Below are 18428 nucleotides of genomic sequence, written 5' to 3' on the forward strand. Positions count from 1 at the left end.
GCTCATGCGCGTGCAGCGGCCTGAGCCGATGCACGCGCATGACCCACGCTAAGGCTTGAACCATGGCATCTCAACGTCGACTCGGCCGCACAGCGACGGCACTGCTATTCGCAGGGCTTCTTGGCGCCACGCTCGTCTCCTTGATCAATCCGCAACCCGCTGTCGCTGCAAACCAGGATCCCGCCGCGATAACGGTGACCGATCTGCTCGGGCGTCAGGTCAAGGTCCACGTTCCTGTCAGGCGGGTCATCCTCGGCGAGGGTCGCCAGTTATATCTGGTGGCCGCCCTGGATACGAAAAATCCGCTGCAGCGCATCGTCGGCTGGCGCAAGGATCTGATCCAGTCCGATCCGGATACCTACAACGCTTATCTGCACAAATTCCCGCAAATCGCCAAAATTCCCACCTTCGGCGGCTTCGAGGAGGGGACGTTCGACATTGAGCAGGCGATCTCGCAACAGCCAGATGTGATCATCCTGAACATCGAGGCCCAGCACGCCACCGAAGACGCGCAGTACATCCAGAAGCTCGATGCGCTGGGGATTCCCGTGGTCTACGTCGACTTTCGCAACAACCCGATGGACAACACCGAACCGACCATGCGCCTGTTCGGCAAACTTTTTGGCAAAGAAGCGCGAGCCGAGGAATTCATCGACTTTCGCAAGCTACAGATCCGCCGCGTCACCGATGTCATCGGCGCCGCCCAGCCACCACGACCCAAAGTGTTCATCGAACGTATCGGCGGTTACACCGACGATTGCTGCCTTAGTTTCGGCAACGAGAACTTTGGTCGATTTGTCGAAATGGCCGGTGGCGACAACATTGCCAAAGCCATCATTCCCGGCACGTTCGGTCAGTTGAACCAGGAACAGGTCATCGTCGCCGACCCCGATCAGGTGGTCGTCACCAGCGCCAACTGGGAAGCCTTTGCGCCCAAAGGCCATTGGGTCGGCGTCGGACCCGGGGCCGACCTGAACGAGGCTCGCGCCAAGTTGAATTGGTACACGCAGCGCCCGGCGTATGCCGGCATAAAGGCTCAGCGCAGCCAGGCATTTCATGCCATTTGGCATCAGTTCTATAACAGCCCCTACCAATTCGTGGCGATTCAACAATTGGCCAAATGGTTTCACCCGACGCTGTTTGCCGATCTCGACCCTGAAGCCTCGCTCCGTGAACTGCATGAACGCTTTTTACCGGTGCCGTACGAGCCCGGTTACTTCGTCAGCCTGAAAACACCTGAGGCCAAGCCATGAGTTCGCTGGAAGCCGCACCGGTCGCCCAGCGCAATACCTACCGCGCACTCGTCGTTCGTAAACGCCTGATTCTGGGCGTTCTCGCGTTTCTGCTGATCCTCAGCGTGCTACTGGACCTGGCCTTGGGGCCGGCCAATTACAGTGTGGGCGAAGTACTCACGGCATTGTTTTCGCCGGAGACCGCCCCGGCCCAGGTGCGCGTCGTGATGTGGGACATTCGTCTGCCGGTGGCGCTGATGGCGGTGGCGGTCGGCGCCGCGTTATCGCTGGCCGGCGCGCAGATGCAGACCATCCTCAACAACCCATTGGCCAGCCCGTTTACCCTCGGCATCTCCGCCGCCGCGAGTTTCGGCGCGGCCATTGGGCTGGCCTTTGGGGTGGCGCTGTTTCCGCTGATAGGACAGTACATGGTGCCCATCAATGCCTTCATCATGGCGATGCTCTCGGCGATGTTGATTCACGTCCTCAGCATGCGCCGTGGGGTGACCGCGGAAACCATCGTGCTGCTGGGCATTGCCCTGGTGTTCACCTTCAATGCCCTGCTGGCACTGGTGCAATTCTTCGCCACCGAACAGGCCGTCGCCGCCGTGGTGTTCTGGACCATGGGCAGCCTGACCAAAGCCACCTGGCCAAAACTGGGGGTCATCTGCCTGGTGATTCTGATCACCCTGCCAATCTTCGCCAAACGCGCATGGGCCATGACCGCCCTGCGCATGGGCGATGACAAGGCCGCCAGCTTCGGCATCAACGTACGGCGTTTGCGCTTTCAAACATTGATCATGGTCAGCTTGCTGGCGTCGTTCCCGGTGGCGTTCGTCGGGACCATCGGTTTTATCGGGCTGGTTGGGCCGCACATCGCCCGGATGCTGATCGGTGAAGATCAACGTTTCTTCCTGCCCGCCTCTTTGCTCACCGGCGCGCTGATTCTCTCGATCAGTTCCGTGGTCAGCAAAACCCTGATCCCAGGCGCTATTTTTCCGATCGGGGTGGTCACCTCACTGATCGGCGTGCCGTTCTTCATATCTCTGATCCTCAGCGGGAAAAAGAACTCATGGTGAAGATTCAGTTGGAGAACCTGGGCGCTCGCTATGGCCAGCGCCCGATCATTTCAGGTGTCAGCACTGCGACATTCTTCGGCGGCCAGGTGGTCGCCGTGGTCGGGCCCAATGCGGCCGGAAAATCTACCTTATTCAAGCGTATGGCCGGGCTGATCGACGGGCCGGGCCAGGTCATCTTGCAGAACTCCAGGAAAGGACTCCAGGGAATCTGTTACATGCCCCAGGGAATGAATGCCAGTGCCCGGTTGACGGTCTTCGAGTCTGTGCTGTTGGCGCGCAAGCAACTGGCCCCGGGCTGGGTAGTGCATGACGATGAATTGAAACGGGTGGAACAGATCCTCGGTGCGCTGGGCATCACCGAGCTGTCCTTCCGCAACCTCGGTGAACTCAGCGGAGGTCAACAGCAGTTAGTGTCCATTGCGCAAACCCTGGTTCGCGAGCCGGAGATCCTGCTGATGGACGAACCGACCAGCGCCCTGGACATGCATCGGCAAGTTCAGGTGCTGGACTTCATGCGCTCACTGGCCCGTACCCGCGAGGTCATCGTGTTCATCGCGATCCACGATCTGAACCAGGCACTGCGCTTCGCCGATCAGGTGCTGGTCATCGCCGATGGCACGACGCAAGGCAGCGGGCCCAGCGAAGAGGTGATCACCGAGCAAATGCTGAAAGAGGTGTACAAGGTCAACGCACGGATCGAAAAATGCTCCAGAGGGGATAGCCATATCATCATTGACGACATTGTCGCCGCGGCGAACAAAAGACCGGCAATCGCCTGAGAAGAGAGGGACCAGCCTGAACGTGGAGAACAGACCGTGCCCATTCAGTCAGGAAGACGCTCTTTGGCTCTGTTCTCCAACAATCGCGCCGGTAGCAAGTGCTCGCGCTCGATCAACTCCCCATACCAGCGCACAGCTCGTAGCCTCGCTCAAAAGAGAATCATGGTATTCCTCGAACAACATGCTCCCCGTGCTCCCATAGACGCCGATGAAGACTTGCGTAACGTCGTTACGCGATACCCTGACCTGAACATCGATCTGGGTTCCGTCGCTCAACTCTTCGTCATGTGACCGGCTGTGAAGCTGGCAGTCAGCCCATGCCCAATATTGATTTCCTCTGTGATGCATTTCCCCCTCCCAGAACTCCGTTGGTTGCTGATGTGGGCGTTTTGATCTCACATTAATATCAAGCGATGGAATAAGAGAAATTGAATCTCGCAATGCAGCAACTTCGGCGCGATCAGCGTTTGACGCCACGTCGCAGGCTCATTTGAGCCACTTCCATCCTTTCCTCTATTGAACACGTCAGCCGCTATGAGCGGTATCGCGCCCCCCTAAATCGGCATTCAGCTTCAGCGACTTAGCCATTTGAAGGCGAGATCAATACCCCGCCGCAAGGCATCGCCAAAGGTGCGCCATTCGCCTATTTCTTCGCCGAGCTTGACCCTTTCATTGCCAGCCTTTAGCCAGATAGTAATTCCGATAGGCGCCATGCTTTTCGAATCACCCCAGATGAAATCGATTTCTGCTTGCTCTCCGTTTGGATGGACGTAATCCACGGGATAAGCTCTCTCCACAACCAAATGCATGGTTTTCTCCTCGCTCCGGCCCCGCGCCGAGATACACAAATAGATCATGAAATTAAATCACGCCACTTGCTGACGCCTTGGCCATGGGCGGCAGCGACACCTACATCCTGATGAGCGCCGCGCGGCGATGGCAGATTGTAGAAATCAGCTCTCGTGCCGATAGAGATCAGGTGAACAGGGCTTGTGCGTGCTAGGCCTTCAACCTATGCGTGGGAGTACAACAATGAGTAATAAACCTTTGGAAGAAAAGTTGGCATTTATGGCCGACTTGCATGAAGAGATGGGCGAGCCCAGCGATGGCAGCGCTTACATCCGAGCACTTAGGCATATCCGACAGATCACAGCCGAACGCGACGCCCTGCACCAGCGCCTAAACGAGGCCGATCGAGGGATGGATGAGCTACAGGCGCAGTTGGACTTTGCGAGAACGCTTATGATTCGTCTGTTGGCGGCGAGCCATGCGTCGGGTGGTAAAGCTTCTACACCCCTTACAAACTGGGGGATAAATGAACTCGACGTCGTAGAAAGCGAGATGGCCTACTACCTAAATCACGCTAGCGAGGCCGCCGCCCATGGCTAACGGAACGTTCGCCGAGCAGGCTGCCCCGGTTGCGGTGGATGATCCAAAGAGGTTGGCCATTCGGGACGAACTCAAGCACGCATATTACGAAAGGAAGACGCTACCGAAGCGTTCGACGCTTTCTGCACAGCGCCCGCAGCAGGAAATAAAAAGAGATCAATGAGCCCTATGCACAGGTGCGCGAGCAGTTGGCCAGATGCGCAGCGATATACCCGAAGGTTGGCAATCGGGCTCATTGATCATCACCCAACTCAATGTTGGATTGTTTCCATTTAGGCAAATGGAGTTGTGGTGCCCGCCTACCACCCTGCTCCCTGCCTGCAAGTTTAAGGTGGAGGCCGAGCAGTTATATTTCTAACAAAGCACGTTTTACGGGTCTAGTAACGTTTCGTCCTAACTCTAATTAGCTTAGGTGATATACCCCTCCCCCTGTACTACGTCAGCCGCTATAGCGGTATGGCGAGGTACACACGTGGAAATCCCAAAGAAAGGACCAGGACCACTACCGCTACTACAACCCCGTCGGCCCACACGCCGGATTACCTGACCAAGGCATCCTCGCTGGTCATTTACCCAAGGTTTTCCCAAACCGCAGACGCAAAAAAGGCGACCTTTTCGGATCGCCCTTCTAGACCGCCCATGTTCTACGTTACCCAGTGCTGCTACCAGGAGATTTAGATAATAATCATATTTTTAGCGCTATTGCCTTAGCAGCGATACCATCCGTTTAATATCTTTACGATCGGTTTTCAGAGTGGGTACAAACGCGCAGTAGGGATGCCCAAGTTGTAGCGATATCGGTGACAGTGCAATCAGACGTCCCGCCTCCAGGTCTGCTTTTGCGGTGATTCTTTGGCCCAGTGCTATGCCTAGACCGAGACGGGCTAGTGAAATCGAAAGAGTGGACACTCCGGCTCGCTGCCCTTGCGTGGGGTCGGGGTGATATTGACTGGCAATATGAGTAAACCAATCGCTCCACGTAGGATGCGATGCGTAGCTGGCGCCCCAATGGGTATGGATGAATAGATTCTGCGGTACTTTGGCGAGATTAAACTCATCATTACCATGGGTGTACCAAAATTCGGGAGCGCAGACTGGGGTTACCTCGTCATGTACAAGCTGTATCACCTCGAGCCCCGGGTAGTGATAAGCGCCGTAACTGATTCGCACATCGATATCATGACGCATGAGATCCACGGGATCGTCCTCTACGCGAATCTCGATCGATAACTGCGGGTAATATTGCAACAACACACTCAACTTCGGCGCGAGCCAGGCTTCAGCAAGAGAATACGGCACACTTATAATCAGTCTACGAGCATTTAAATCCCCTTCTAGTATCCGCACGGTCATCGCAGAGAGGTCATTTAATGCCCGAGAAGACTGCGGATAAATGGCATGCCCAGCGTCCGTCAGTGTGAGGCGGTTGCCTGTCCGCACAAAGAGCTGTCGACCCAGAAAATCTTCAAGGTGCTTTACCTGTTGACTGATAGCGGCAGATGACACGTTCAGCTCCTTGGCTGCCAATACGAAGCTGTTCAAGCGAGCCGCCACTTCGAACGCCTTTACTGCATTGAGCGGCGGAAGTCTATTCATCAGGGTTTGTCCGAAAGATTTTCTTATGGGAGGCTAACAATTTGTGCCGTTGTTGCACAGTTTTTTTAGGGTTACTTTTTGGCTTCACCAAAACAGAGAGCCCCCCATGCGAAACATTCTGGATCTGGAGCGCTACCCGCTTGATCGGGAAGGAAGCCCTGAATGGCAAGCCTTGGTTGACCGTGCAATCCTAGAGTTGAACACTACTGGTATGTTCAATCTGAATCAGCTGGTCAAACCAGCTGCCGCCCAAAAGGCAGTGGCCGAAGTCAGCCCCATCATGGACACTCAGTCGCACGTCCATAAGCGTTTACACAATATTTATTTTAAACCGGATATTCCTGAACTTGCCCCGTCTCATCCTGCCTTGCGCAAGGTCGAGACCGTCAGCCACACCCTATGCGCAGACCAGATACCGCATAGCACAGTGTTGGCGATCTACGAATATGAACCCTTGGTCCGGTTCCTTGCGGCGACCATGGGCAAGCCTGCCCTTCACGTGATGCAGGATCCCTTGGCGCGGGCCAATGTAATGAGTTATCGCGAAGGGGAAGAACTCAATTGGCATTTTGACCGTGCAGAATTCACGACAACTTTGCTTTTGCAAGCACCGGAATCGGGTGGTAGTTTCCAATACCGCAGCAACTTGCGCTCGGATAATGATCCAAACTATGCCGGTGTGGTTGAGTTGCTCAAAGGACGGGATCCACAGGTTCAAACCCTGGAACTTGAAGCGGGTACCCTGAACGTATTTCGCGGCAAAAATACGGCGCATCGTGTCACTCCCGTGCAAGGTCAACAAGAGCGCATGATCGCTGTGTTCTCTTACTATGAAAAACCCGGTGTGATGTTCAGTGACGAGGAGAAAATCGGATTTTATGGGCGCGCTTCCTGACGCGCATGAGCGACGCACATCAAAACAATAACAGCTTTATATAATCTATTCGGGCCGCCGCCGTAGGTTCTTACTATGCCATCCACCCTTCACACATTGGAAAAAACCATGGTCATAAAAAGTAAGGCATCGTTTAAATTGGCAACGTTTGCGCTCATCGGCGCGGTTTCATTCTTCGCATCAACCTCTCAAGCTAAAGAATGGACTTCGGTGGTCATCGCCACAGAAGCTGCTTATGAGCCGTGGAACATGACACTCCCCGGCGGCGCAATCGCCGGATTTGAACCGGAGTTAATGAAAGACCTTTGCGCCCGCATGAAGCTTGAATGCAAATTACAAGCGCAGGACTGGGACGGAATGATTGAGGGCCTTAATACCAACAAGTATGACGTGCTCATGGACGCCATCGTAATCACCCCGGAACGCCAGAAGGTTATCGATTTCTCCATCCCTTACGCGACTACCCCGGGCGTGCTTGCTACAGGAGACCCTAAGTTAATTGCGAGCGCAGGTGTGTCTAACGAAGTGATCAAACTTACCGGCGATGCTGCAACGGACAAGCATTATATCGACAGACTCCGCGCACTCGTTAACGGCAAGACCATCGGCATCGCTTCAGGTACAGCATACACCGCGTTTATCGAAACCAATTTCAAAGACATCGCGACTATTCGTGAGTACAAGAAGTCCGGCGAGCACGCTCTTGACTTGCTGGCGGGCCGTATCGATTACTCCTTCGACGACGTAACTTTTTTCAACTCAATACTCGACAAGCCTGAGAATAAATCGCTGTCTATGGTCGGCCCGAAGATTGGTGGTCCTATTTGGGGACCGGGTGAAGCGTTTGCGTTTCGTACCCGCGATCCTGAGCTCAAGGCGAAATTCAACAGTGCGCTGAGCGCTGCGTTAGCGGACGGGACAGTGAAAATCTTGTCCGAAAAATGGTTTAAATCTGATATTACGCCTTGAATGCAAAAAAGAGCCTGATCGGTCGTATACGCCGCAAAATCGAATACGCGAAAGCACAAGTACGAGCCAAGGTTGAGCATCCATTTCGGGTGATCAAGCGCCAGTTTGGTTATACGAAAGTCCGCTTCCGGGGGTTGGTTAAAAACACCGCGCAGCAGACCACACTGTTTGCGTTGTCGAACCTGTGGATGATGCGAAAACGGCTGTTGAATGCAGGCGAGGTGCGCCTGTGATGCGGACAATGAGCCCTGAAAAGGTGCTATTCCGCAAAAAAACAGCGAACGGAGAGGAGGAAAGGTCTGATTTTCGATTAAGTCGGCGTTTTTTGAACCTCAAACAGCGAGGCCGTTAAAAACTGCTGCTTACTTCAGACCTTCCTTAGCCCCTGTGCTTTCATACAGAAATAACCCTATCGGGCGTCCTGTCGAACGAACACAATCCCCCTCTATCAATTCGGCACCGTCGGCAGTTCGTTCAAAATCTCACGCAGATCCTGCCACGGGTATTCGCTAGAGCCACTGTCCAGGTCGCAATCAATGTGCACAAACGGCTGGCCTGCATCGCGGGCGGCTTGCGATGCCATGCATTCACCGCATACAACGTGATTGCCCAAGAGCATCCAGCGAGAACTCCAGGCAGTCAACCGTTTATCAGGGAACATAGGAAGCTCCTTTTTCCATGGGCTGAGATATGCGCCATATCCTTCGATCACCATCAATGAAAGCTTAGAAGGTGGCTCGTCAGGTTGGGCGATTTCAAGGTAACCAAGACGGCGATAAGCCACTAAACACCCAAAGTTTAGGCCCTGGGGATCAGGCTCTCTCGGCGATTACGTCTATCCATAAAGTGACGGGCAGAAGTCGGCTGCATTGGCGAAGGCCGCGCAGCCAGAGGGCGCGGAGGCTCAGGACGCAGCGACTGATGAGTTGCTGCTGCATGAACTCGATAGCTTGGGCGAGTTGAGTGCTGTCGACGATGAGGTGGACGAGTCGGGTCGGGCGCGGCGGCATACGGATACGCGGCTGCAGACTGCGCTGGATGAAGAGCGCCTGTTCCTGCAGTTGTTGAGGATTCACACTGAGGCGCGGGCCTTTGTCGAGGAGCAAGGGGTGAACACCCTGTTTCTGTTTCTGCCTGATGCGGGAGGCGGTTGCACCCCGGGGCGAGTGGCGAAGATGGCCACTCGTAATTCGCGGAGCCAAGGTTGCAATCGATCCTTTCTGTCAGAGTTTTCGCCGCTCCTTGCAGGACCTTTCTGAGTTGGCGTTACACCCGGGCATGAACGTCGTTTACGCCTTAATCCTTGTCGATTATCAGGAGCCAGCATGACCGCCGTCCGCTGCACCCTCACCTATCACGCTGAGGGCAGAGGCAGGCGCGCAATGGCAGCTTGGGCCATTTCAATCTCGGCGATGGCGTCTTGAACATGGTCAGCCTTGACCCAATTAAATTGGGGGTCGCCAATTATTGCGCCAATTGACTTCCTGCATAGTTCATCGGCGTCCAAGCCTTGACTCCTGGCGATAGCCATTACCGTTTTCAGCGCTATCTCAAGCGCAACCACTCGATCTTCGCTCATGACGCATGCCTCTCTGTGGAGCGTTAAGCGTAGACCAATCCCAACTTCAACGAATCATGCCACCCCGACCGATGACGGAGGGCGGCGCCTGACTGGAGAAGACTATCCGGACGGACTTGCACGCCCACTAAGCCAGTGGGCGCAGCCATACCTCTCCCCTAGATTCTACCGAAGTGGTTATTTCCGGATCGTACTGCGAGATTGTGAATCTCTTCCCAGCTTTCGAATGGCCCAGTGATGCTGGCTATCGGCGTCAGGTACTTTTCGTTTGATTCTTCATCAATCAAAACGTCAATCCTGTCGGGGTAACCAGGAACGTGCTTATCCCAGTGATAGTCAGCGAGAATTTTTCGGCCATTATCCAGCTCCAAATAAGGACCTCTTGGTCTGCTGAACATAACTTTCTCTCCTTGATCCGGCTCCACGCCGGGACATCAATCAATAGCCCACAACTTCAATTCACGCCAGTCGGCGAGGTATCCCCATGCCCACAGAAAACAACATCACGCCCGAACAGCCTGAGCTTCTGCGCCATACTCCGGGGCTGAATTATCACGATCACTCTTCGCGGCAGCTACACCGAGCAGCGTCTACTGGGACACGGCGACTCCGTACTCAGCGGGGGCCGTGCCAACCAACGCTCTGACGACTGTATACATCGACCGCAGACCAGGCGACACCGCACGCTTGAGCTTCGGCGAATACCACAGAATCGACTCGGTCAGTAACGGCGGAGTGTTCACCTTGTTTATCAGCGGGCCGTACCAAGGCACATGGGGATTTCTGGTAGACGGGATCAAGGTGCCATGGAAGAAGTACAGCGCCACACCGGAATCATGCGTGAAAACAGATGCATAACCTACGTCCGTTCCAGCGACTTGGGCGGCGCCCTGGCACGCTCAGGTTAACCTCTTCCCTATGCCGCCTGCCGATGAATGGCATGCTAGACTTCCCTATGCCCAGAGCTACAGCTAACCGCCCACTCGTGGAGCGGCTGCAAAAACGCATCCTCAAATACCACGGCAGCACCACCGATCCGGAACCGGGCATAGGTTTACGGTTTCTCTCGCCGGCCGCTATAGGCCTTTTTCAGCGCCGGCACTCATCTGCAGCAGTCTCACCTATTGGCCTCACGCCACCCTGAAGGATCAGAGGTGAGAGAATGCGTGCTGCCGGTGTTTGTGTCGTAACTGCACTACCGGTTTATCAGTATCCAAGCCTTCCAGGAGGCGACCCTGGCTCCAGTGGTTTTCCGTTTGACGTAAAAACCCAGCACAAGGTCCGAGCTGCTTGTTCATCTTGAACCGAGGGGGCTATCACCAAGCGGGTTGTCTACTTTCTCTCGGATTCGATCCGGATCTAGACCTTCTTCCTCGGACTCGATCGGGTGCTCACCTTCAGTGTCCGGCAGTTCTTCAATGCCATTCTCATAACTCGGATAGAGGTCGGTGCGACTACGGTCGAGGGGGTCGGGCACAGTCGGCTTTGGATCGTCCGGATTTATACCGCCTTGGAGTTTTGGATCAGCATTCATAGGCACCTCTCAATGGACCCAATACAGGCAGGTCCTGATATTTCGAGTTGGTGGTTGTGTGTTCGTTCGACGCTGGAGACGATCGGTAACGCAATAAAAAACCCGCTTATGCGCAACAGCAGCTTGACTGGCTTCTCGGCGGACCACGTTATAAGCCAGCAACAGCCCCCACAGTTTTTGATAAACCAGATCAACTGTCTTGCTGCGAAGGGTCAAGGCATTGTCTTGCATTGAGCTTTTGATGTCCCTGAAACCCAGCTCGATTTCCCATCGCTCGTGATAGAGGGTGGCGACCTGTTCGGCGCTAAATTGTGAGGCGGGTAGTGAAGTGAAGACGATCTTTTCTTTCCCTTCGACTTCGTAGGTCACGGCCCGTACTTGCCAGCGTTCAGGCAGTAGTGGGTTCTTTTTTCGTGCCTGCGGCGAGACTTTCATCTGTACCAGGCAGTCACCATCGCCGTAGCACTCAAGCTCCGTACGAACCGTCCCCTTACGCTCAGGGATCAGCCAATGCCGATTGTCCGGCTCGTCTTGAATGCTCAACAACAAATCAGCACTGAAAAACCCTTTGTCCAACAACGTCACCGAGTTGCCAGGAATAACGTCGACAAAATCACGGGCCAGTGGGATTTCTCCTTTGCGATAAGGGCTGATGGCAGCCCGACATTCGCCTGCGTTGACCATAAGACTTCCCTTTTTGATGGCCCATTTACCGGGCGCACTCAAATACCCCACTTCAACGAATCACGCCAGCCGGCGAGGATCCTCATGACCACTGCAATTGATTTGTTCGCCGGACTCGACGGAATAATCAGCGCATTTGAACGATCCACTGATCCCGCTGGTCAACATCACCAGCTGGCCAGGCGGATCCCTAACGGTGAATTGCACGTCATCCACGACGGGCACCTGCTCCTGGTCACCCAGGCCGAAACCATCGCCCCCATCATCATGTCGTTTCTGTCCGGCGTCGCGCACGTCGAAGAGCCGCTTTCTGCGCTCACTGACTCGAACGACCATTGCGCTATCTAACCATCCGGCTCCAACCCCGAGGGTCCCATCATGAAATTCCAAGTCGTCGATCGCTCTATCAATGGCACCGCGAAGTTCTCGGTCGATACCGAGTGCGGAAAGAACGTGGATTCATTCTCGACCATCAAGGAGGCTCGGGACTGCGCGGCCTGGCTGGAATCCGAATATGAGCGGATCAGCGAGACTCTCTAGCCGCGTCCTACCCGAAGGAATAACCCCACTTCAAAGAATCAACAGCCCAGGCATGACCTGGCATAGGACGCCCCATGCCCAAAGAAAACCAAATCACCACGAAGCAGCAGCGCACCGAGCATGTCAATCAGGTCAACCGGATGGCGATGGCTGGTTCTGCCTGTCGATCCACGACACCGACGACGGCCCGGTCTGCTGGTGGGGGCGTCCGGTGACGCCATGATCCTCCCCGCCCTCGCCTACACGCCCTGGCTCATCTACACGGGGAAGATGCGGTGGTATATATGAAGGTGAAAGCCGACCTGAAGATGTAGTGCGGTGGTTCGTTTTTCCAAACCGTTTCCAAAGTTTTTCCAAACGACAAGTACAAAAAAGGGCCAACCTTTCGGTTGACCCTTCTAGACCGCCCAGCAGAGCGGATTTTGTTTGGTAGGCGCGATTGGACTCGAACCAACGACCCCCACCATGTCAAGGTGGTGCTCTAACCAACTGAGCTACGTGCCTGCTGTGGGTCGGCATTCTACGGATATCTGGATGTGTGTCAATACCTTTTTTCGCGCTAACTCCATGAATATGCGTATTTTTTTAAAATTGTTCCGCAGCCCTGTTTTCACGGCGCACTGGTGGAGGTTTTTTTTCTCAGGTAGGATCTGGGCATCCGTAAAGAATATTAAACAGAGGTTACAGGATGGCGAACACTCCTTACCCACAGTCTTATTACGCTGCATCCGCGAACGCTGTACCCGAGCGCCCTCGGTTGGAGGGTGAGGTGGAAACCGATGTCTGCGTGATTGGCGCTGGCTATACAGGGCTTTCCAGTGCGCTGTTTTTGTTGGAGCACGGATTTCGTGTGACGGTGCTTGAAGCGGCCAAGGTTGGCTTTGGCGCGTCGGGCCGAAATGGCGGGCAGATCGTCAACAGCTATAGCCGCGATATCGATGTGATCGAACGCACCGTCGGGCCGAAGCAGGCGCAGTTGCTCGGGCAAATGGCATTCGAAGGTGCCGCGATCATTCGTGAGCGCGTGGCCAAGTATCAGATTCAATGCGATCTGAAGGATGGTGGCGTATTCGCGGCGATCACCAGTAAGCAGATGGGCCACCTGGAAGCGCAGAAGAAACTTTGGGAACGATACGGGCACACTCAGCTGGAGTTGATGGATAAACGCCGTATCCGTGAGGTGGTGGCCTGCGATGAATACGTCGGCGGCATGCTCGACATGAGTGGTGGCCATATCCATCCGCTGAATCTGGCACTGGGTGAGGCTGCTGCGGTGGAGTCATTGGGCGGTGTGATTCACGAACAGTCTGCTGCGGTACGAATCGAGCGCGGCGCCAATCCGGTCGTGCACACTGAACGCGGTAAAGTCCGGGCCCGGTTTGTCATCGTTGCCGGCAATGCTTACCTGGGTAATCTGGTGCCGGAACTGGCAGCCAAGTCGATGCCGTGCGGCACTCAGGTCATCACCACCGAGCCGCTGAGCGACGAGTTGGCGCACTCCCTGTTTCCGCAGGACTACTGCGTCGAAGACTGTAACTATCTGCTGGACTACTACCGCCTCTCCGCTGACAAGCGCCTGATTTTCGGCGGTGGCGTAGTGTATGGCGCGCGGGATCCGGCAAACATCGAAGCGATCATCCGTCCGAAGATGCTGAAGGCGTTCCCGCAACTCAAAGACGTGAAGATTGATTACGCGTGGACCGGAAACTTCCTGCTGACCCTGTCTCGCTTGCCACAAGTCGGGCGCTTGGGGAACAACATCTATTATTCGCAAGGCTGTAGCGGGCATGGCGTGACCTACACGCATCTGGCCGGCAAAGTCTTGGCCGAAGCGTTGCGCGGGCAAGCTGAGCGTTTTGATGCGTTTGCCGACCTCCCCCACTACCCCTTCCCGGGTGGCCAACTGTTGCGCACTCCGTTCACTGCTCTGGGTGCGTGGTACTACACACTGCGGGACAAGTTTGGCGTCTAATGGCAGGCCAATAAAAACGGCGCCGAGAGCGCCGTTTTCATTTCAGTTTAAAGCGCTCAATGCGCGTTCAGTGCCTTGGTCGCCTCGGCTGCCGCTTGTTCCTGGCCTGCCTGGGCCAGATCCTTCACCGCGTTCAACCAGCGTTGCTGATCGACTTGCGCTGGAATCTGTCGCGCGCCCTGTACTAGCACGGCCCAACTGCCCGCGTCTTTCCATGCGGAGGCGAAACTGCTGAAACTCATCGATAGATGATGATTCATGCCCGCATGCAACAAGACAGTCTGTTTGTTGCGGTTGTAGCCCACCAGCACGGCATAACGAGGTTCCGCCCACCAGGCTGAGCCTTCGGTGAAGCGCAACATGACGGGGTATCCCGCAGAAACCTGGGTCAATAGTGCGTCCAGCTCCCCGTCCAGCGGGTAGACCACAAAGCCGTACTCACGCGCCAGGGTTTGCATGTTCTGCTCGAGCTGGGCTTCGCCGCCGGGCAAGTGCAGGGGTTTGTCCAGCAAGCCCGGAGTGATGATCACGCCCTGTTGCGACAACATGCTGGCCAGGGTGCCCGGCCCGCTTTGATAGATGTTGCCCTTGAAGAACCGTACCGAATTGAGCTCCACTCGGTCCGGCAAGCGCTGCATTGCCGGCGTAACACCACTGGCGCAGGCCGTCAGGGTCAATAAGAAAGCCAGAGCCAGGCCTATCCGCTTTGATTGAGCGGCACACAATCGAGGTAATTCCAGCAGCATTTTCACTCACTTCAACAAGCACCGGGCGACCTGCGACCCGGCTCGGACCCTGATCATAGGACGGCTCAAGCCTGCGGTATAGCCTCATTTAGCGCAGTTTCTTACTCTGGATAGATCAAATCGATCATGCACTGCTAACCGTTAGTCAACGGACGGAAACATGGGCTGAACTAGACTGTCGATTAGATGGACAAAGACAGTGAGAACCATGGAGGCACGTATGAGCCTGGCAATGACAATCGTGATGCTGATCGCCGCCTGGCTGGCCGTCGCTTCGGCCATGCTCTGGGGGGTGATGCGCATTTCTCGTGGGCATCATCACCGTGAAGCCGAGCACGACAAGCCTGCAAAAACCAAAACCCGGCACATTCGCCCAGCCTCATCTCACTAGCTCATCCTGTTAGCCCATCCCGAAAAAGGGCCGGCAATGGATGACTCCACGCCGACCGTTGGATTTTCACGGATTGCCTACCCTCACACTCAGGCAGCCACTTTCTCCTGCTTTGCCCTGCGCGACAGCATGTTCAAGCCTTCGATTACTGCCGAAAAGGTCATAGCCGCATAGATATAGCCCTTCGGTACATGCCCCCCAAACCCTTCAGCGATCAGCGTCATGCCGATCATGATCAAAAAGCCCAGCGCCAGCATGACCACGGTCGGGTTGTCATTGATGAATTTCGCCAGCGGTTCTGCCGCTACCAGCATCACGACAACGGCGGCGATCACCGCAATGACCATGATCGGTAAGTGTTCGGTCATACCCACAGCGGTGATGATGCTATCGATAGAGAACACCATGTCGAGCATCAAAATCTGCCCGATGGCGGCAGCGAATCCCAGCGTTACACCCGACGACGTCACCTTCTCGTCCTCGTTTTTGGCATTGACGTTGTGGTGAATTTCCGTGGTGGCTTTCCACAACAGGAACAGACCACCGGCAATCAGGATCATGTCTTTCCACGAAAACATCTGGTCGAACAGCTCGATCACCGGCTCAGTCAATTGCACGATATAAGCAACGGTGCTGAGTAAGCCCAGACGCAGCAGAAGCGCCATGCTGATCCCGAGACGGCGTGCCTTGGCGCGTTGATGCTCCGGCAGTTTATTGGTCAGGATCGAGATAAAGATCAGGTTATCGATGCCCAGCACGATTTCCATCACCACCAACGTTGCCAGAGCGATCCAGGCGGTGGGGCTTGCAGCCAGTTGTAAAAGATATTCCATGTGTGTTTGAACCCTGATTCAGCCTGAAATTGCCCGAAACACGAATAGCCCCGGCGATAGCGTTGCATTCTAGGGAGAGAGATACATCAGAAAAATTCGTATTTTTGCCATGTATACTTCGGGTTTTACGAATCGGCACCGCCATGCTCAATTATCGACAGCTGCATTACTTCTGGGTCGTGGCCAAAACCGGCAGCATCGTGCGGGCTTCTGAGCAGTTGAACCTGACGGCGCAGACCATCAGCGGGCAGATTAGCCTGCTGGAGCAAACCTATGGCATGGATTTGTTTCGTCGTGTTGGTCGACAGTTGGAATTGACTGAAGTGGGGCGGCTCGCCCTGCCTTACGCCGAGCAAATGTTTCAGCTCGGAGGCGAGCTGGAAGCCTTGCTTCGCACCCAGCCCAACGAACAGCAAATTCTGTTTCGCATCGGCGTCGCGGATGTGGTGCCCAAGTCGATTGTGTATCGGCTGATTGCGCCGACCATGGAGCTGGCTGAGCCGATTCGCATCACCTGCCGTGAAGACAAACTGGAGCGGTTGCTTGCCGATCTGGCAATCCAGCGTCTGGACCTGGTGATTTCCGACAGCCCGATGCCCTCGCATCTGGACATCAAAGGCTACAGCCAGAAGCTTGGTGAATGCGGTATCAGTTTTTTCGCGACCCAGTCGTTGGCCGAGCGTTATGGAGCGGACTTCCCTCTGGGCCTGCAAGGTGCGCCACTGTTGGTTCCAGGGCAGGAAACTGTGGTCCGCAGCCGCCTGATGCGCTGGTTCGCCGAGCAAAAAATTCAGCCGCGCATTGTTGGCGAGTTCGACGACAGTGCATTGATGAAGGCTTTCGGTAAGTCCGGTAGTGGGATTTTCATCGCCCCGAGCGTGATTGCCGACGAGGTTCAAGCGCAATACAAGGTGAAAATGATCGGCCAGACTAACGCCGTTACCGAGTCTTTCTACGCGATTTCCGTCGAACGCAAGGTCAAGCACCCCGGTATTGTCGCCATTACCGAAGGCGCTCGACGCGAGCTATTCACCGCACCCGATTAAGCGCAGACCGGTGCGGGCCTGACGGACATCAGCAGCAGCGCCAGCAGGATCGATAGCAAGATAATCCCCGCCGCCGCGAACCCCAGGCTGCCCAGGCCAAGGTTGTCGATGACCCGGCCACCAATGATCGCGCCAATGCCGATGCCCAGATTGGCCCCGGCGATGTTCAGAGAGGCGGCAAAGGCGGGCGCATGGGGAGCGGCCTTCATCAGCCGCACGTGGCTGACCAGAAACAACGCCGCCTGAGTAATCCCCCAGACGGCCAGGGCCAATGCCAGACCCGGCATCGAATGCATGCTTGGCACCACGGCCACCATGCCGGTAATCATGAACGCGCTGAAGACCAGACTGGCAATCAGTGGATGGTGGTCAACCATACGCCCGCCCAACGAGTTACCGAGCAAGCCGACCGCGCCAAAACCCATCAGGCACCACCCCACCACCGTACCGTTGAAACCGGCCAGACGTTCGAGCATGTCCGCAAGGTAGGTATAGGCCGTGAACATGCCGCTGAACACCAACACCGATAGCAACACATGACCGAGCATCAATGGGCTGCGCAAAATCTTGAACTGCCCCAGCAATGAAACCGGCTCTTTATGCTTGTGCGTCGCAGGCAGGTAGATCCACAACAGCAACGCCTTGGCAAACGCCACAACGGCCAGGATGGCAAACGCACTGCGCCAGCCCAACGCATCGGAAATCAACGTGCCGACCGGGATGCCGAACACCGTCGCGCAGACGATACCGAAACCAATCTTGGCAATAGCGCGTCCGGCATATTCAGGACCGACGATGTCCACTGCCGTTTCACTGGCCAACGCCCAAAACACCGGTAGTCCCAAGGCAGGAATCAGTCGTGCCACCGCCATCACGACAATGTTCGGCGCCAGGGCCGCTAGCACGTTGGACAGGCCAAACATGAGCAAAATAGTGATAAACAGCCGCTTGCGTTCAAAACGCGAAAAATACGCCGTCAGAAACGGCCCGAAAGCGGCCACGGTGAACGCGAACAACGTCACCAGCAGGCCCGCTTGCGACACCGTGATATCCAGATCACGGGCTATCGCGGGTAACAGACCGACGATGACGAACTCTGTGGTCAGTACCGTGAAACCGGCAGCCGACAACAGCAAAATGGGAAACAACATGAAAACTCCAGAA

The 18428-nt window shown here is 55.5% G+C and carries 21 protein-coding genes, 1 tRNA gene and 3 pseudogenes; 13 read left to right on the forward strand and 12 right to left on the reverse strand.

Annotated features, from left to right (window positions below; translation table 11 throughout):
* Positions 1-62 precede the first annotated feature (62 nt).
* Genes AC1MEE_RS14775 through AC1MEE_RS14785 form a run of 3 tightly spaced genes read left to right on the forward strand, consistent with a single transcriptional unit; the run spans position 63 to position 3090 of the window.
* The gene (locus AC1MEE_RS14775) at positions 63-1253 is read left to right on the forward strand and encodes an ABC transporter substrate-binding protein (RefSeq protein ID WP_480416028.1); all 1191 of its coding nucleotides are present in this window, start codon (positions 63-65) and stop codon (positions 1251-1253) included.
* Entirely contained in the window at positions 1250-2311 is a 1062-nt protein-coding gene (locus AC1MEE_RS14780) for a FecCD family ABC transporter permease (protein WP_480416029.1), read from the forward strand. Before AC1MEE_RS14775 ends, AC1MEE_RS14780 begins: the two co-directional genes overlap by 4 nt.
* Entirely contained in the window at positions 2305-3090 is a 786-nt protein-coding gene (locus AC1MEE_RS14785) for an ABC transporter ATP-binding protein (RefSeq protein ID WP_480416030.1), read from the forward strand. Before AC1MEE_RS14780 ends, AC1MEE_RS14785 begins: the two co-directional genes overlap by 7 nt.
* A 48-nt stretch (positions 3091-3138) precedes the next feature.
* On the opposite strand, the gene AC1MEE_RS14790 is transcribed toward AC1MEE_RS14785, so the two are convergent.
* Positions 3139-3438 (reverse strand): hypothetical protein, encoded by a 300-nt coding sequence (locus AC1MEE_RS14790; RefSeq protein WP_480416232.1) that lies wholly within the window; start codon positions 3436-3438, stop codon positions 3139-3141.
* Positions 3439-3662: 224 nt separating this feature from the next.
* Entirely contained in the window at positions 3663-3899 is a 237-nt protein-coding gene (locus AC1MEE_RS14795) for a hypothetical protein (RefSeq protein ID WP_480416031.1), read from the reverse strand.
* Positions 3900-4122: 223 nt separating this feature from the next.
* On the opposite strand from AC1MEE_RS14795, the gene AC1MEE_RS14800 reads away from it, so the two are divergent.
* Positions 4123-4479 (forward strand): hypothetical protein, encoded by a 357-nt coding sequence (locus AC1MEE_RS14800; protein WP_480416032.1) that lies wholly within the window; start codon positions 4123-4125, stop codon positions 4477-4479.
* Between the two features lie 699 nt (positions 4480-5178).
* On the opposite strand, the gene AC1MEE_RS14805 is transcribed toward AC1MEE_RS14800, so the two are convergent.
* Positions 5179-6075 (reverse strand): LysR substrate-binding domain-containing protein, encoded by an 897-nt coding sequence (locus tag AC1MEE_RS14805; protein ID WP_480416033.1) that lies wholly within the window; start codon positions 6073-6075, stop codon positions 5179-5181.
* 106 nt (positions 6076-6181) lie between these two features.
* Here AC1MEE_RS14805 and AC1MEE_RS14810 point away from each other — a divergent pair, with 106 nt between their 5' ends.
* The 3 genes and pseudogenes from AC1MEE_RS14810 to AC1MEE_RS14820 form a co-directional block, all read left to right on the forward strand.
* Entirely contained in the window at positions 6182-6970 is a 789-nt protein-coding gene (locus AC1MEE_RS14810) for a HalD/BesD family halogenase (protein ID WP_480416034.1), read from the forward strand.
* A gap of 75 nt (positions 6971-7045) precedes the next feature.
* On the forward strand, positions 7046-7939 hold the full coding sequence (locus tag AC1MEE_RS14815) for a transporter substrate-binding domain-containing protein (protein WP_480416035.1): 894 nt from the start codon (positions 7046-7048) through the stop codon (positions 7937-7939).
* 29 nt (positions 7940-7968) lie between these two features.
* Positions 7969-8172: pseudogene (locus tag AC1MEE_RS14820) on the forward strand (transposase); the annotation flags it as partial.
* 215 nt (positions 8173-8387) lie between these two features.
* Here the strand turns inward: AC1MEE_RS14820 and AC1MEE_RS14825 are convergent.
* Positions 8388-8600 carry a hypothetical protein gene (locus AC1MEE_RS14825; protein ID WP_480416036.1) on the reverse strand — a complete coding sequence of 71 codons (213 nt, stop codon included), beginning with the start codon at positions 8598-8600 and terminating at the stop codon, positions 8388-8390.
* 208 nt (positions 8601-8808) lie between these two features.
* On the opposite strand from AC1MEE_RS14825, the gene AC1MEE_RS14830 reads away from it, so the two are divergent.
* On the forward strand, positions 8809-9198 hold the full coding sequence (locus AC1MEE_RS14830) for a DUF4011 domain-containing protein (RefSeq protein WP_480416037.1): 390 nt from the start codon (positions 8809-8811) through the stop codon (positions 9196-9198).
* A gap of 95 nt (positions 9199-9293) precedes the next feature.
* Here the strand turns inward: AC1MEE_RS14830 and AC1MEE_RS14835 are convergent, their stop codons facing one another.
* The 4 genes and pseudogenes from AC1MEE_RS14835 to AC1MEE_RS14850 form a co-directional block, all read right to left on the reverse strand.
* The gene (locus AC1MEE_RS14835; protein WP_480416038.1) at positions 9294-9518 is read right to left on the reverse strand and encodes a hypothetical protein; all 225 of its coding nucleotides are present in this window, start codon (positions 9516-9518) and stop codon (positions 9294-9296) included.
* A gap of 158 nt (positions 9519-9676) precedes the next feature.
* Positions 9677-9916: a hypothetical protein gene (locus AC1MEE_RS14840; RefSeq protein ID WP_480416039.1), complete on the reverse strand. Its 240-nt coding sequence runs from the start codon at positions 9914-9916 to the stop codon at positions 9677-9679.
* An 896-nt stretch (positions 9917-10812) separates the two neighbouring features.
* Positions 10813-11052 (reverse strand): hypothetical protein, encoded by a 240-nt coding sequence (locus AC1MEE_RS14845; protein WP_480416040.1) that lies wholly within the window; start codon positions 11050-11052, stop codon positions 10813-10815.
* Positions 11053-11154: 102 nt separating this feature from the next.
* Positions 11155-11712: pseudogene (locus AC1MEE_RS14850) on the reverse strand (IS4 family transposase); the annotation flags it as partial.
* A 163-nt stretch (positions 11713-11875) separates the two neighbouring features.
* Here AC1MEE_RS14850 and AC1MEE_RS14855 point away from each other — a divergent pair.
* Both AC1MEE_RS14855 and AC1MEE_RS14860 read left to right on the forward strand, forming a co-directional pair.
* Positions 11876-12084 (forward strand): annotated as a pseudogene (locus AC1MEE_RS14855) (alpha/beta fold hydrolase); the annotation flags it as partial.
* A gap of 30 nt (positions 12085-12114) precedes the next feature.
* Positions 12115-12276: a hypothetical protein gene (locus AC1MEE_RS14860; protein ID WP_480416041.1), complete on the forward strand. Its 162-nt coding sequence runs from the start codon at positions 12115-12117 to the stop codon at positions 12274-12276.
* A 427-nt stretch (positions 12277-12703) separates the two neighbouring features.
* Here AC1MEE_RS14860 and AC1MEE_RS14865 read toward each other — a convergent pair.
* Positions 12704-12780 (reverse strand) — tRNA-Val (locus AC1MEE_RS14865).
* Positions 12781-12964: 184 nt separating this feature from the next.
* Between AC1MEE_RS14865 and AC1MEE_RS14870 the strand changes: the two genes are divergently transcribed.
* Positions 12965-14248, forward strand: coding sequence for an NAD(P)/FAD-dependent oxidoreductase (locus AC1MEE_RS14870; RefSeq protein ID WP_480416042.1), 1284 nt, complete (start codon positions 12965-12967; stop codon positions 14246-14248).
* A 56-nt stretch (positions 14249-14304) separates the two neighbouring features.
* Here the strand turns inward: AC1MEE_RS14870 and AC1MEE_RS14875 are convergent, their stop codons facing one another.
* A complete protein-coding gene (locus AC1MEE_RS14875) occupies positions 14305-14994 on the reverse strand; it encodes a peptidase C39 family protein (RefSeq protein WP_480416043.1) in 690 nt (229 codons plus the stop codon).
* A 220-nt stretch (positions 14995-15214) separates the two neighbouring features.
* Here AC1MEE_RS14875 and AC1MEE_RS14880 point away from each other — a divergent pair, with 220 nt between their 5' ends.
* Entirely contained in the window at positions 15215-15385 is a 171-nt protein-coding gene (locus AC1MEE_RS14880; RefSeq protein ID WP_480416044.1) for a hypothetical protein, read from the forward strand.
* An 89-nt stretch (positions 15386-15474) separates the two neighbouring features.
* On the opposite strand, the gene AC1MEE_RS14885 is transcribed toward AC1MEE_RS14880, so the two are convergent.
* Entirely contained in the window at positions 15475-16218 is a 744-nt protein-coding gene (locus AC1MEE_RS14885) for a TerC family protein (protein WP_480416045.1), read from the reverse strand.
* A gap of 143 nt (positions 16219-16361) precedes the next feature.
* Here AC1MEE_RS14885 and nhaR point away from each other — a divergent pair, with 143 nt between their 5' ends.
* Positions 16362-17264, forward strand: a complete 903-nt coding sequence (gene nhaR, locus AC1MEE_RS14890; RefSeq protein WP_480416046.1) for a transcriptional activator NhaR — start codon at positions 16362-16364, stop codon at positions 17262-17264.
* On the opposite strand, the gene AC1MEE_RS14895 is transcribed toward nhaR, so the two are convergent.
* Positions 17261-18415 (reverse strand): MFS transporter, encoded by a 1155-nt coding sequence (locus tag AC1MEE_RS14895; RefSeq protein WP_480416047.1) that lies wholly within the window; start codon positions 18413-18415, stop codon positions 17261-17263. The genes nhaR and AC1MEE_RS14895 overlap by 4 nt on opposite strands.
* Positions 18416-18428 lie beyond the last annotated feature (13 nt).

The sequence above is a fragment of the Pseudomonas sp. ASL3 genome, from assembly GCF_056680425.1.